The sequence below is a fragment of the Flavobacterium luteum genome (assembly GCF_008806775.1).
In the GTDB taxonomy this organism is placed as follows: Bacteria; Bacteroidota; Bacteroidia; order Flavobacteriales; family Flavobacteriaceae; genus Flavobacterium; species Flavobacterium luteum.
The window spans coordinates 30,621-45,209 of sequence record NZ_WAEM01000009.1 but is presented as its reverse complement, the minus strand read 5'-3'; the positions used below and the strand labels follow the sequence as shown (position 1 = coordinate 45,209).

Here is a 14,589-nt window from a genome sequence, read left to right as displayed (position 1 = left end):
AAATACAGCATTTGAAAGCCAAATCACTTCTAATTACATTCTTCTTTTTCCTTATCGGATTATATAGTTATGCTCAAAACGCTAGAGTTAAAGGGATTATCCTTGACGAAAACAACAATCCAGTAGAAAACGTAAATATAAATGCTCAGAATAAATCGGCTAAAACAAATGCCAATGGTTTTTATGAAATAATTATTCCAGCCAATCAGAAAATTAGTATCATCTTTAGTCATGTTTCTCTTCAAAAAACTACAGTAACACTACAATTAAAACCCAATGAGGATTATGAGTTTAATGTTACTATGAATAACAAAGCTGAGCAAATGGGCGAGGTCGTTATCGTAAATAATAAAAAGCGAGTTCAAGGAATTACAAATATAGAACCTGAAGTTATAAGAAGAATTCCTGGAGCAAATGCTGGAATTGAAAATATTTTAAAAACTTTGCCAGGAGTATATTCAAACAATGAATTGAGTACACAGTATGCGGTTCGAGGGGGAAATTATGACGAGAATTTAGTATATGTAAACGAAATTGAAGTTTACAGGCCCTTTTTAATTCGTTCAGGGCAACAAGAAGGACTAAGTTTTACCAATACTGATTTGGTGCAAAATGTAGATTTTTCAGGCGGTGGTTTTCAAGCTAAATTCGGAGACAAACTATCTTCGGTGTTAGATATTACTTACAGGCGACCTACAAAGTTTGGCGCTACTGCCGAAGCCAGTTTTTTAGGTGGAAGTCTATCAGTCGACGCCGTTTCTAAAAATCAAAAATGGTCTGCCTTAACAGGAGTCCGCTATAGAGACAATAGCCTTTTAGTAAACAGTCAGGAAACCGAAACCAATTTTAGACCTACATTTGCTGACGTTCAAACTAACATTAATTATACCGCTTCCACAAAATGGCAATGGAGTTTTTTAGGAAATATTTCGCAAAATAAGTACAACAATCAACCGCTAACACGCCAAACGAATTTCGGTACAATAAATGACCCTATAGCATTATTGGTGTTTTATCAGGGCCAAGAAAAAAGCAAATACGATACTTATTTTGGCGCACTAAAATCTACTTTTACAGTAAATGAAAATTTTATTTTAAAGTTTATTGGATCTGTTTATCATACCTTAGAACAAGAATATTTTGACATTGATGCGGCTTATTCCTTAGGGGAAGTTGATGGAAATATTGGCGGAGAAAACTTCGGAAACGTTACCTTCAGTAGAGCTATTGGTAGTCAGTTGAATCACGCTAGAAACGATTTAGATGCTTTAATTGTTAATACTGAAATTAAAGGTTTTCATACTCTAAAAAAGCATCAAATAGAATGGGGAATTAAATATACTCGAGAAGATATTCGCGACCGAATTATAGAATGGGAAGTTATTGATTCTGCGGGATTTTCAATAAACCCACCAAAATTCCCAAAAGGAATAAAATTGCCTGCAAACAATCAGCCGTACGAACCTTACGTGGGACCTTTGGTGCCTTTTCAAAATGTGAGAGCTAAAAATTTTGTAACCATTAACCGTTTTTCAGGGTATGCGCAGTGGAGCCTAAAAGATAAAATAGGAAGTGCAGATGTTTGGTATAATGCTGGAGTTAGAATACATACTTGGCAAGTTCCTGAATATGATTTGGACAATAATGGTAAAATTGCTTTATGGCAATTTTCAGGAAGTAATACACATACTCAAGCTGTAATTAGCCCCAGAGCCCAGTTTGCTATAAAACCAGATTGGAGTAAAGACATGGTCTTTAGACTATCTGGCGGTTTTTATCATCAACCGCCGTTTTATAGAGAGATACGAGATGCTCAAGGTGAAGTCAATCCTAATGTAAAAGCGCAGCAGTCTATACATGTTGTTTTGAGTAATGACTATAGTTTCAAAATGTGGAAACGTCCTTTCAAAATGGTTACCGAGGCCTATTATAAATCGTTAACTGATGTAAATCCGTATACTATTGACAATGTCAGAATTCGTTATGCTGCCACAAATAACGCTACATCTTATGCGCAAGGATTTGATATGCGATTAAACGGAGAATTTGTTCACGGAACAGAATCTTGGTTCAGTTTTGGCTATCTAAAAACCAAAGAAAACATTGATAATAGAGGAGACATTCCTAGACCAACAGATCAAAGACTAAAATTTGCGATCCTATTTCAGGACTATATGCCAAATATTCCAAGTGTAAAAGTATATTTGAATTTAGTCTATAATACAGGTTTGCCAGGTGGTTCTCCATCATATGCCGATCCTTATGATTATCTTAATCGTTTGAGAGATTATCGTAGAGCCGATCTTGGATTTTCGTATGTCTTTACTGAAAAAAACAATTTACGACCAGAGGGTCATTGGATGAAAAGATTCAAAGATTTGTCTTTAGGGTTTGAAATTTTTAATATGTTCAACAATCAAAATGCCATTACCAATACATGGGTTAGAGACGCTTATACTAAAAGTCAATATGCCATTCCAAATTATTTAACCACTCGTGTATTTAATGTTAAATTGTCGGTGCGATTGTAATACATTTGTATTTTAAAATATTTAATTTTTTTTGAAATGAAAAATAGTTCAATATTCTGTATGCTATTTGTGCTTGTTTTTTTAATAGGATGCAAAGAAGAGGTTGAAAAACCAAAAGTGATTTACGAGAATTCAACGAAGCAAAAGGAGCAACCAAAAACAGATACGACTCAAATAAAAATTGCCGATTTGCCTATTCAAATGCAAGGTACAAATTATTTATTGCATCCAGTAGCCGACATTAGTGTTAGCGGAGCCAATGCAAAAATAAAATACGATTCCTCTTCAAGCTCCACTTATTTAAGCTTAAAGATTTCAAATTACAGTGAATATGAAATTACAGGTTATTTGCAAAATATAAAGTTTCAAGAAATAGGTTCAGATTCTATTCATTCATTAACTGAGAAACCTATGCTAATTCAAAATGTCATGTATTTAAAATCGGTTTCAGACAAAGCCAAGCAACAAGTTTTAGTGTATTCATTAGCCGATTTAGATACCAATAAAGATGGAAAATTAGACGAAAACGACATCAAATCGCTCTATATAAGTGAAATATCAGGAAAACGATTTACTAAAGTATCAGTCGATTTTCAGGAATTGATAGATTGGAATTTAATCGAATCGAATAACCGTTTGTATTTTAGAACCATTGAAGACACTAACAAAAATGGGCAATTCGATAAAAATGACTTAGTGCATTATCATTATTTAGATTTGTCAAATAAAGACTGGAAGGTTTTTGATTATAATCCGATATAAAAGAAGTGCGTCAACAGTAATTGAAAATAATTCAATTATTCAATACTGGTAATTATTTTAAACTAAAATTATGCTTTTAACTGGTTTAAAATATTTATTTTTGCTCTTCGAAAAACAAAGACATACATTATACTATGAGAACGATACAATTTAGAGAGGCCATTTGCGAAGCTATGAGTGAAGAAATGCGACGTGATGAAACCGTATATTTAATGGGTGAAGAAGTTGCTGAATACAATGGTGCCTATAAAGCTTCAAAAGGAATGTTAGCAGAATTTGGACCAAAAAGAGTTATAGATACTCCAATTGCAGAGCTAGGTTTTGCGGGTATTGCTGTAGGTTCTACCATGAACGGTTGCCGTCCAATTGTAGAGTATATGACTTTTAATTTTGCTTTGGTTGGAATCGATCAAATTATTAATAATGCTGCTAAAATGCGTCAAATGACCGCAGGTCAGTTTCCTATGCCGATGGTTTTTCGTGGGCCAACGGCTTCTGCAGGCCAACTTGGAGCAACACACTCGCAAGCATTCGAAAACTGGTTTGCCAATACTCCAGGGCTTAAAGTAATTGTACCATCTACAGTTTATGATGCTAAAGGATTATTAAAAGCTGCCATCAGAGACAATGATCCAATTATTTTTATGGAATCGGAGCAAATGTATGGTGATAAAGGAGAAGTGCCAGATGGCGAATATATTATTCCTATTGGTGTTGCCGATGTAAAACGAGAAGGAACAGATGTGACAATTGTTTCTTTCGGAAAAATAATTAAGGAAGCATTTATTGCCGCTGACGAATTAGCCAAAGAAGGAATTTCATGCGAGATTATTGATTTAAGAACGGTTCGTCCGATGGATCATGAAACTATTTTGACTTCTGTAAGAAAGACAAATAGATTGGTAATTCTTGAAGAAGCTTGGCCTTTTGCTAGTGTTTCATCTGAAATCACTTACATTGTTCAAGAACGTGCTTTCGACTTCTTAGATGCTCCAATTCAGAGAATTACAACTGCTGATACTCCTGCGCCCTATTCGCCAACCTTGTTAAAAGAATGGTTGCCTAATGCTAATGATGTTGTTAAAGCAGTTAAAAAAGTATTGTATAAATAGGTTTCAGAAGTTAAATACATTTAAAATTTAACAAAATCAGGACAAAAGTCTTAGGGATCTAGAAATCAAAATAACTATATTTGAAACTTCATCAGATTAATCCTGATGAGGTTTTTTTTTGCAAATGAAAAATAAATTAATTGTAACGGTTTTTATACTAATTTCAAATGTATTATTCGCACAAACTAAAGTTAGCGGAATTGTTGTAGACAATACCAATCAGCCAGTTCCTTATGCGAATGTTGTTTTTAAAGGGTCTAATGAAGGAACAGTAACTAACGAAGATGGTCGTTTTTATATTGAATCTGAAAAAACATTTTCAGCATTAATAGTTTCCTTTGTAGGTTTTGAAACTAAGATTGTGCCTTTGACAAAAGCAGTAAATTATAATTTTAAAATTCTTTTAAGTGACGGGCAACAACTCAATGAAGTAGTTATTTTTACTGGAAAAACTTCCAAAAAAAACAATCCTGCATTAGATATTCTGAGAAAAATTTGGGAAAGGAAGCGTAAAAACGGGTTGCGTCAGTTCAATCAATACCAATTTGATAAGTACGAAAAAGTGGAGTTCGATATGAATACCATTGACAGTGCTTTCATGAAAAATAAGATTTTCAAAGGCATGGAATTTATTTTTAACCAGGTCGATACTTCAAAAATTACAGGAAAAACCTATTTACCTATTTTTATAAACGAAGCTTTATATGATGTAAGCGGAGATAATAAATTAAACAAACGAAAAGAAAAACTTAAAGCCAATAAAACTTCAGGATTTGAGGGAAATCAACAAATTTTGGCATTCGTAAAAGATTTATATTCTGATTTTGATATTTACAACAACTACTTGACTTTTTTTGATAAAAGCTTCACCAGTCCGCTTTCTAGAACGGGTATAGACACCTATAATTATGTGCTGAAAGACAGTTCGTTTATTGATAACAAATGGTGTTATAATATTGTTTTTTATCCAAGACGAAAAAACGAATTGACTTTTAAAGGCGATTTTTGGGTGAGCGATACCACATTTGCAATCAAAAAAATTAACATGGCAGTTACCAAAAGCGCCAATATAAACTGGGTAAAAGACATCTATATCGAGCAGGAATTTGAGGTCATGAACGATTCTGTTTTTTTATTGACCAAAGATTATATGATGTCTGATTTTGCGTTAAACAAAAAAGAAAAATCTAAAGGGGTTTATGGAAAGCGAACTACATTTTACAAAAATCATCAGTTTAATATAGAAAAACCACTTGCTTTTTATAAAGATGAAATAAACTTTATTGATAATGAAGTGTATAAAAAGTCAGATGAATACTGGAAAGAAAACCGTTTCGAAAATTTAAGTAAAGACGAATTGGGAGTCTATAAAATGTTAGATACTTTACAAACCGTAAAAAAATTCAAACAAATTTATAATTTAGTTTCCATACTAGGAAGCGGATACGTGCAGTTTGGAAATTTCGATTATGGGCCTATTTTCTCCTCTTTTGGATTTAATGAAGTGGAAGGAATTCGATTAAGAGCAGGAGGAAGGACCTATTTTGGACCAAATGATACTTGGCGCTTGCAAGGATATACTGCGTATGGTTTCGACGATAATAAATTTAAATATGGGCTTTCTGGAAAATGGATGGCCGATAAAAGAAATAGAATTATACTATCTGGGGGAAACAGAAGAGATATTGAGCAAATCGGTGCAAGTCTTACCACCACAAATGATGTTTTAGGGAGGAGTTTTGCCTCATCGGCATTGTTTACTACTGGCGCAAACGGAAAACTAACCAATATAAATCTTACTAATGTTGCTGTAGAAATCGAACCAATCAAAAATTTAATTTTCTCAACAGGAATTTCATACAGAACATTAGAATCTGCATCGAATACCTTTAGTTTAAATTATTATACTACATTGCCAAGCACTACAAATTCATCTGGGGAAGTAAAAAGTGAAGTAAAACAATCAGAAGCCAATTTTGAAATCGAATATACTCCTAAAAGAAAAACAATAGGATACGGTGTAGAGAGAGCAAATGTCGATAGTCCTTACAGCAGATTGTATTTAAATTATAGTCATGGTTTTAAAGGCATTTTAAATAGTGATTTCAAATACGATAAAATACAGTTGTATTACAAACAGCCTATAATTATAGGGCCATTAGGACGAACAAATCTAATTATGGAGGTAGGTAAGACTTTTGGAACAGTACCACTAGGATTAATGAGTGTTATTCCTGGAAATCAAACTTATTTTAGTATAGAAAATACTTTTAATAATCTCAATTTTTATGAATTTGTTTCCGATCAATACGCTACATTTCAGTGGAATCATAATTTTAACGGCAGATTGTTCTCCAGAATTCCGTTCATGCGAAAGCTTAATTGGAGAGAAATTATAGGGATTAAAGGGGTTTACGGAACCATATCAAATGCAAATCGTGCTATAAACGCTTCAGGTTTGCCATACAATGCTCCCGAAAATGTCTATTGGGAATACAATGCCGGAATAGGCAATATATTCAAAGTTTTCCGAATTGATTTTGCTTGGAGAGGAAGTTATCTAAATGTTCCCGAAACCAATAATTTTTCTGTAAAAGGTTCTTTTGGGTTCTATTTTTAATACTTAAACTAATATATATTAGAAAAGTTATAACACTTATTTTTCTTAAATTAAAGTTATAATCTTATTTTCCTTTAATATCTTCGAAATCGTAATAGACGATAAAGCTCCTTTTTTGTGGAGAAGACATATAGTTTGTTTATTTTTGTAATCTGAAAATTTGTAAAGATAAAATAAAAATGACAGCAGATAAAGTAAAGACTTTCGACGTATTAATAGAAATTCCTAGAGGAAGTAGAAACAAGTACGAATATGATTTCTCTATAAAGAGAATGCGTTTTGATAGAATGTTATTTTCCTCAATGATGTATCCAGCTGATTATGGTTTTATTCCTGAAACATTAGCTCTAGATGGCGATCCATTGGATGTTTTAGTATTGATAAACGAACCTACTTTCCCTGGTTGTGTTATGGAGGTAAAACCAATAGGAGTTTTCCACATGGCAGATGATAAAGGACCAGATGAAAAAATAATATGTGTACCCGTTTCCGATCCAATTTGGAATTCATTAGAAAACCTATCTGATATTAATCCACATTTATTAAAAGAAATCGAGCACTTTTTTCAAGTTTACAAAGATCTAGAAAACAAAGTTGTAGATGTTGAAGGGTGGGGAGATCTTAATGAAGCTTATGCAATTATTAAGGAATGTACCGAACGTTTCAATCAAATTGAAAATAAACCAGAAGGCTTATTTAGTATAAAATAATTTTTTTAATATAATTTTTATATAAAAAGCAATATTCTAATAAGAATATTGCTTTTTTATTTATTTCTGTTTTGTTACATTTGCAACCTATTTATTTAACAAACAACATTTATTATATGGAATCATTAATGATTTATGTGCCGATAGTGATGGCATTTATTGGACTGGCATTTATGGCGGCTAAAAGAGCTTGGGTTTTAAAACAAGATCCAGGGGATGGAAAAATGAAAGAAATCTCAGATTATATTTATGAGGGGGCACTGGCTTTTCTAAAAGCGGAATACCGATTGTTAGCCATATTTGTACTTTTAGCAAGTATCGTATTAGCAGGAATTACGTTTATTCCTGGAGTTAAAACAGACATATTAATAGTTGTAGCTTTCATCTTTGGTGCTTTCTTCTCTGCTTTAGCGGGAAACATGGGGATGAAAATAGCAACTAAAACTAATGTAAGAACTACTCAAGCCGCTCGTACTAGTTTGCCACAAGCTTTAAAAGTATCTTTTGGCGGTGGGACTGTAATGGGATTGGGTGTTGCTGGTTTAGCAGTTCTTGGTTTAACAGGTTTCTTTATTGTTTTCTTCCAAATATTTATGAAAGGAGCTTGGACGTCTACCGAAGATATGACTGTAGTGCTAGAAACACTTGCTGGTTTTTCACTTGGTGCTGAATCTATTGCTTTATTCGCAAGAGTAGGTGGTGGTATTTATACTAAAGCTGCCGATGTTGGAGCTGACCTTGTAGGTAAAGTAGAAGCGGGTATTCCTGAAGATGACCCTCGTAATCCTGCTACAATTGCAGATAACGTTGGAGACAATGTGGGTGACGTTGCCGGAATGGGTGCCGATTTATTTGGTTCGTATGTAGCAACCGTTTTAGCCGCAATGGTTCTTGGAAACTATGTCATTAAAGATATGGGCGGGAATATTCAAGACGCTTTTGGCGGAATAGGACCAATCTTATTACCAATGGCAATTGCTGGTTTCGGAATTTTATTCTCTATCATCGGAACCATGTTAGTAAAAATATCAGATGATAATGCAAAAGAAGCGCAAGTTCAAAAAGCACTAAACATCGGAAACTGGGCATCAATAATAATGACTGCTATCGCTTGTTACTTTTTGGTAAACCTAATGTTGCCAGCAGTAATGACTATGGAATTCTTCGGTGAAGGAGCACAACAAATTTCATCCATGAGGGTGTTTTATGCAACACTTGTAGGTTTAGTTGTAGGTGGAGCTATTTCATCCGTTACAGAATATTACACAGGATTAGGGACAAAACCAGTTTTGGCTATTGTACAAAAATCGTCAACAGGAGCAGGAACTAACGTTATTGCGGGATTAGCAACAGGAATGATTTCTACTTTTCCAACAGTACTTTTATTTGCAGCTGCAATTTGGTCTTCTTATGCTTTTGCTGGATTTTACGGAGTCGCTTTGGCTGCGTCTGCAATGATGGCAACAACAGCTATGCAATTAGCGATTGATGCTTTCGGACCAATTTCTGACAACGCTGGTGGAATTGCTGAAATGAGTGAATTGCCAAAAGAAGTTAGAACAAGAACGGATATTTTAGATTCAGTGGGTAATACTACTGCTGCAACTGGAAAAGGTTTTGCAATTGCTTCTGCTGCATTAACTTCGTTAGCTTTATTTGCTGCCTATGTAACCTTTACAGGAATTGATGGAATTAATATCTTTAAAGCACCAGTATTAGCCATGTTATTTGTAGGTGGAATGATACCAGTAGTTTTCTCTGCTTTAGCAATGAATTCTGTTGGAAAAGCAGCCATGGATATGGTATACGAAGTACGTCGTCAGTTCAAGGAAATCCCAGGAATTATGGAAGGAACTGGAAAACCAGAATACGCAAAATGCGTTGACATCTCTACAAAAGCAGCTTTACGTGAAATGATGTTACCAGGAATCATGACAATTGGTTTTCCAATTGCAATCGTATTATTGGGTAAATTAGTTTATGGAGATAACAACCAGTTAATTGCTGAAATGTTAGGTGGTTATATGGCTGGAGTTACTGTTTCTGGTGTGCTTTGGGCTGTGTTCCAAAACAATGCAGGTGGCGCTTGGGATAATGCTAAAAAATCGTTCGAAGCTGGAGTTATGATAAATGGGGAAATGACGTACAAAGGATCGGATGCGCACAAAGCAGCTGTAACCGGAGATACTGTTGGAGATCCGTTTAAAGATACTTCTGGACCATCTATGAATATTTTGATTAAATTGACATGTTTAATAGGATTAGTTATCGCTCCAATTTTAGGTAGTGGTAGTCATTCTGATACTATGATGCCAACATGTTGTGTAACTTCTGAAAAATGTGCTTCAATGAGCAAGGAAGAATGTGCAAAAATGGGTTGTGCAGATATGACAGATTGTAAATCAATGTCAAAAGAAGAGTGCATGGAAAAAGGGTGTAAAAGCAAAACTTGTAAATTCATGAACCCAACTGAAATTACTAAAGAAATTTCAAAAGCCTTAAGAGTTGAAATTACAAATACTGACGGAAAAGCCAAAGCAACAGTTACCACAACCGTAAATGGAGCTTCGGCTTCTCAAACTTTTGAAGGAACAGAAGCGGAAGTAAAAGCTAAAGTAGATGCTTTGAAATAATTAGCATATCTTTTTTATAAAACAAAAATGCCTCGTGATTAGATTTGCGAGGCATTTTTATTATAGAATTATTAATATTAAGCGATAATTGATTAGCAATAATTTAGTTTTTATATTCATATGTTTCAGTTATTCAATTCCAATATCACCAAGATCTTTTAAACTATTGTCTAAAATAATTCCTCCAATTATTAGGGGAATAACTATACTCGCAATGGTTAATTTAGTTGATATACTTTCATTTTTGGTTCGAATTCTTATTATCTCATTTTTAGATAATGGTTCTTTTACCATTTGCCCTTTGACTTTTTTTACACCATAATAAACATTGTTAACTTGTTCGATTTTTTGAAATGGATTATGGAATCGTTTGTTTTTACAACTTCTACTTTTTTACACGATGCTTCAGCTTCTTGCAGAGATAAAGGAGTTTTATTATAAACGGAACAGCTTTGAAGTATGACAATTTCAATGAAAAACCATGGAGCAAAATTGTTTTCAAAAAGTCTAGATTTCATGATTATTTTTATTAAGGTACTAATCAGTTATTATAGCAAATGAAATCTGATGGCGATTTGGGAATTTATTAGAATAAAAAGAAATTTAAGTTCAGCATCTGTTCTATTTATGATTTGATTTTAATCTTTTTTAAATATTAAGTTATTCGCCAAAACCTATATTTCCTGGACCCCAATCTCCATACAAAATCACAGCAACGATTATTAGTGGAATGACTATTATTCCAATGGTTAAAGCTGTAGAGTTAGATTTGTCTAGTATGCGAAAGGTTTTTATTTCACTTTCTTTTAAAGGAGTTTTCACAATTTTTCCTTTATAGTCTTTAGCAATCCCGTAATACATTCCGTCTGTAAGTTCAATTTTTTTAAATTTTAATTTTGTGTCGTCAGATGTAGTAACCAATACCTTGTGATTTGTATCCATAGCTTCTGCTATTGAAACAGGCGTTTCTTGATAGGCAGCACAACTTTGCAGGAGAATTACAAAAACTAAAAAGACACAAACAAACTTATTTTTGAAATTTGTAATAATCATGATTTTTAAGAGTTAAATTAATAATCAGAAAAACCAAAGATTCGCAGATTTTGTAAATTAAGGGCAACGAAAAGACACTGACCAATTTTCAGGATAAGCCTTAACAGATTGATATATAAAGTTATAGATAATTATAATAAAAACAAAATAAAAGAGAGGGATTTTTACTCTAAAACAACCCGTTTATTTCCGCATCAATTTTATTAATGATTATTCCTAAATCTTCGGGGTTGTCTACAAAATTCAGTTGGTCTACATCTATAATGAGGAGTTTGCCTTTATCGTAGGTATGAATCCAAGCTTCGTATCGTTCGTTTAATCGGCTTAAATAATCTATAGAAATCGTGTTCTCATATTCTCGACCACGCTTGTGAATTTGTCCTACTAAGTTTGGTATAGAACTTCTTAGATAAATCAATAAATCTGGAGCGCCTACTAAGCCTTCCATCAATTCAAATAATAAAGAATAATTCTGAAAATCACGATTGGTCATCAAACCCATTGCGTGCAGATTGGGTGCAAATATATGCGCGTCTTCATAAATTGTCCGATCTTGAATGATTTTCTTGCCACTTTGTCTAATCTGCAATACTTGACGAAAACGACTGTTCAAGAAATAAATTTGTAGATTAAAGGACCAACGCTCCATCTGATGGTAAAAATCATCTAAATACGGATTGTCGACAACGTCTTCAAAATGCGGTTCCCATTTGAAATGTTTGGCTAATAAACGTGTTAGTGTAGTTTTTCCTGCTCCGATGTTTCCCGCTATTGCTATGTGCATTATGGTATAGTAATTTTATAATTCGTAATTCCTTCGACTGTAAAAATAGTTAAAATTTGGTCTTTGTAATAAAATTTTTTAAAGCTTTTTTTGTCAAATTCAATTAAAGTTGTTTTATTTTCATTCAAAGTATAATAATACAAATCATTACCTTTTTTATATATCAAATCAGTATTGGATATGAATTGCACGGCATCAAAATCAGGAACTTTTCCCAAAAGTGTAGTTTTACCAAAAATAGTGCATTGATACCAATTTTGCTGGTCGTCAACCCATTGAAATGTATTGTAATCAGAGGAATAGTGAAGTATAGCTCCATTAAAAGGGGTTGTTATGATTTTATATTCTGATTTTAAAAAATCGAATAAACCAATTTGTTGTGATAAGTTGTTGTAAATCCACAATCGATTGCCAAAAGCCAATCCAGTGGCAGTGGCTAGAATTGGAATTGGGTTTTCTGAAAAATTAATTCGCTGTGTTTCATTGAGCTGATTGTCAAGTAGAATTACAGTATTAAAATCTTCATAAAAAAGAACAATATTTAATGGGTTTTGAATATCAACATTCGAAATTTTACCAAAAGAAAGATTTTTATACTGCCAAATTTGAGATTTAGTCTTCTTGATAAAAACATTATTTTTAATATAGTATTGAGCACCAAACGGATCAAATCCTATGTAATCATCTGCATGAAAGGCAATAGTGTCTCTTTTTGTGAGACTCCATTTTTTATCTTGTGCAGACAAAAGCACTGCATAAAAGAGCACAAGTAAATAGATTAGGTTTTTCATAGTAGGCTAAATTACAATTTAAATTTGTTTTAGGTAATTGTATTTATTACCATCTGCATGTATTAGGTCCTTCCGTTTGAATTTTTCTAAAGTATAAATAACGATTCCACCATTGTGTTTTAACAAATTCAGATTTTCTTAAATCATCAATGACTATGGTGTCTTTTTTATATACCAATGTACAATTTAGTTTCACTTTATACAATCGGCACCAATTACTAGAAAGAAATTGAAACTCACTTATTGGGATTTTATTATGTTCGAATTGCTCTTTTTTTAATGTATCATGAAGTTTTAAAATGAGTACATTGTCTTCTTCAAAATTAAAAATCTTGGTTTTTTTAGTATCAATTAGCAAATGATTGTTGGTTGATTTTTCAGTAACTAAATTGCTAAACATTGTAAAATTACCGCTATTTCCTAGCCCAATATAGGTTCTTAATGTCCAAAAACTAATCAAAATAAAGCAAGTTGATAAAATAAACAGATGTCTTTTGTTAATTAAATACGATTTGCCTTTAACGTTTGTAAATAAATAATAAAAGAAGATAATCCAACCAATGTTAAAAATTAAACCTTGAATGAATCCAAGATAGTATGGGTTAAATTTGTATTTTATGAGAATTATTTTTACGCCAAAAGTCAATAATGTAAAAAAAACATAATACCGAATTGCTCTTGAAATTTTGTAATGAATGGTTTTTGATTCAAAATCTAAAATACAACCAACAATTAAAAATACAGCCAGCGATCCAAAATCAGAATATACAGCTAAATTTAAATAGAAATGAAAGAACAGTAATAGTAAAGCACTCCCTTTACGTGTTGGGTTCCATAATAATCCAAAAGGAATTAGCATTTCCATTACAATTGATGCATACTGAAAAAAGCAAGATACGTTGTCGGATATTTTAAAAGTAGTGGCAGTTAAATGGCCAATAATATATTCGTTTACTTCATTTACGCAACTAACACAAGGATTAAAATAGTCGGAATTTAGCTTATGAAAACCCGTATAAAAATAAATAGTCATTACCGAAATTCTAAAAACCCAACCAACTAAATTGGGTGCAATTTTTAATTTTGGGTATATAACTTTATTTACAAATAAGAAAAGTATTAAAATCGCTAAAAAAAACTCAATATTAGCGTGATTGGCTAATCTTGGAAATCGAGTTATAAAATAGAAGAGACTAATGCCGATATTGATAATAGTTGCCCACCATAATCTATAATTTACAAAAGTGATGCACACCATTGTAAAAAGTAATATGGTCATGTAGGGTTTTTTCCAATACAGCTCATGAAAATTCATTAAAAGAGCACAATTAAATAGAGCTAATAGTAATAAATAGTTTTCGTTAATGAGTGTAACGGATTTTATTTTTCTTGTAACAGTTTCTAAAAAGGGTTGCATTTTTTCATTTTAGATATGCAAAATACTAAAAATGTGCGACTAATTTTTTTTAATTCATTTTTAACTGATTAGGTTGTTTTAAAATAAACCATATTTCACAATCAACAGGGCTAAATTTTCCATTGTAAAATCTGTAATTTGAAGTAAAAGCAACAATCATGTCTAAACTAATAGGA

General features: G+C 32.6%; 12 protein-coding genes. 6 read left to right on the top strand and 6 right to left on the bottom strand.

Features of this window, described 5'->3' with window-relative positions:
• The first annotated feature begins 11 nt into the window (after positions 1-11).
• The 6 genes from F6464_RS13110 (at position 12) to F6464_RS13085 (ending at position 10,368) form a co-directional block, all read left to right on the top strand.
• Positions 12-2,531 (top strand): TonB-dependent receptor, encoded by a 2,520-nt coding sequence (locus tag F6464_RS13110; RefSeq protein WP_225318087.1) that lies wholly within the window; start codon positions 12-14, stop codon positions 2,529-2,531.
• Positions 2,532-2,567: 36 nt separating this feature from the next.
• Positions 2,568-3,293 (top strand): hypothetical protein, encoded by a 726-nt coding sequence (locus tag F6464_RS13105; RefSeq protein WP_151108407.1) that lies wholly within the window; start codon positions 2,568-2,570, stop codon positions 3,291-3,293.
• Positions 3,294-3,427: 134 nt separating this feature from the next.
• Positions 3,428-4,405 carry a pyruvate dehydrogenase complex E1 component subunit beta gene (locus F6464_RS13100; protein ID WP_151108406.1) on the top strand — a complete coding sequence of 326 codons (978 nt, stop codon included), beginning with the start codon at positions 3,428-3,430 and terminating at the stop codon, positions 4,403-4,405.
• Positions 4,406-4,529: 124 nt separating this feature from the next.
• The gene (locus F6464_RS13095; protein WP_151108405.1) at positions 4,530-7,025 is read left to right on the top strand and encodes a DUF5686 and carboxypeptidase-like regulatory domain-containing protein; all 2,496 of its coding nucleotides are present in this window, start codon (positions 4,530-4,532) and stop codon (positions 7,023-7,025) included.
• A 179-nt stretch (positions 7,026-7,204) separates the two neighbouring features.
• On the top strand, positions 7,205-7,735 hold the full coding sequence (locus tag F6464_RS13090) for an inorganic diphosphatase (protein WP_151108404.1): 531 nt from the start codon (positions 7,205-7,207) through the stop codon (positions 7,733-7,735).
• A 116-nt stretch (positions 7,736-7,851) separates the two neighbouring features.
• Positions 7,852-10,368: a sodium-translocating pyrophosphatase gene (locus tag F6464_RS13085; protein WP_151108403.1), complete on the top strand. Its 2,517-nt coding sequence runs from the start codon at positions 7,852-7,854 to the stop codon at positions 10,366-10,368.
• A 129-nt stretch (positions 10,369-10,497) separates the two neighbouring features.
• Here F6464_RS13085 and F6464_RS14545 read toward each other — a convergent pair whose 3' ends face one another.
• The 6 genes from F6464_RS14545 to F6464_RS13060 form a co-directional block, all read right to left on the bottom strand.
• The gene (locus F6464_RS14545) at positions 10,498-10,662 is read right to left on the bottom strand and encodes a hypothetical protein (protein WP_191963392.1); all 165 of its coding nucleotides are present in this window, start codon (positions 10,660-10,662) and stop codon (positions 10,498-10,500) included.
• 17 nt (positions 10,663-10,679) lie between these two features.
• Entirely contained in the window at positions 10,680-10,886 is a 207-nt protein-coding gene (locus F6464_RS13080) for a hypothetical protein (protein WP_151108402.1), read from the bottom strand.
• 142 nt (positions 10,887-11,028) lie between these two features.
• Positions 11,029-11,421, bottom strand: a complete 393-nt coding sequence (locus F6464_RS13075) for a hypothetical protein (protein ID WP_151108401.1) — start codon at positions 11,419-11,421, stop codon at positions 11,029-11,031.
• A gap of 169 nt (positions 11,422-11,590) precedes the next feature.
• Complete coding sequence (locus tag F6464_RS13070) at positions 11,591-12,205, bottom strand: deoxynucleoside kinase (RefSeq protein ID WP_151108400.1); 615 nt, start codon at positions 12,203-12,205, stop codon at positions 11,591-11,593.
• Positions 12,205-12,996 (bottom strand): hypothetical protein, encoded by a 792-nt coding sequence (locus F6464_RS13065; protein ID WP_151108399.1) that lies wholly within the window; start codon positions 12,994-12,996, stop codon positions 12,205-12,207. The genes F6464_RS13070 and F6464_RS13065 overlap by 1 nt, the downstream gene beginning before the upstream one ends.
• 46 nt (positions 12,997-13,042) lie before the next feature.
• A complete protein-coding gene (locus F6464_RS13060) occupies positions 13,043-14,275 on the bottom strand; it encodes an HTTM domain-containing protein (protein WP_151108398.1) in 1,233 nt (410 codons plus the stop codon).
• Between the last annotated feature and the right edge of the window lie 314 nt (positions 14,276-14,589).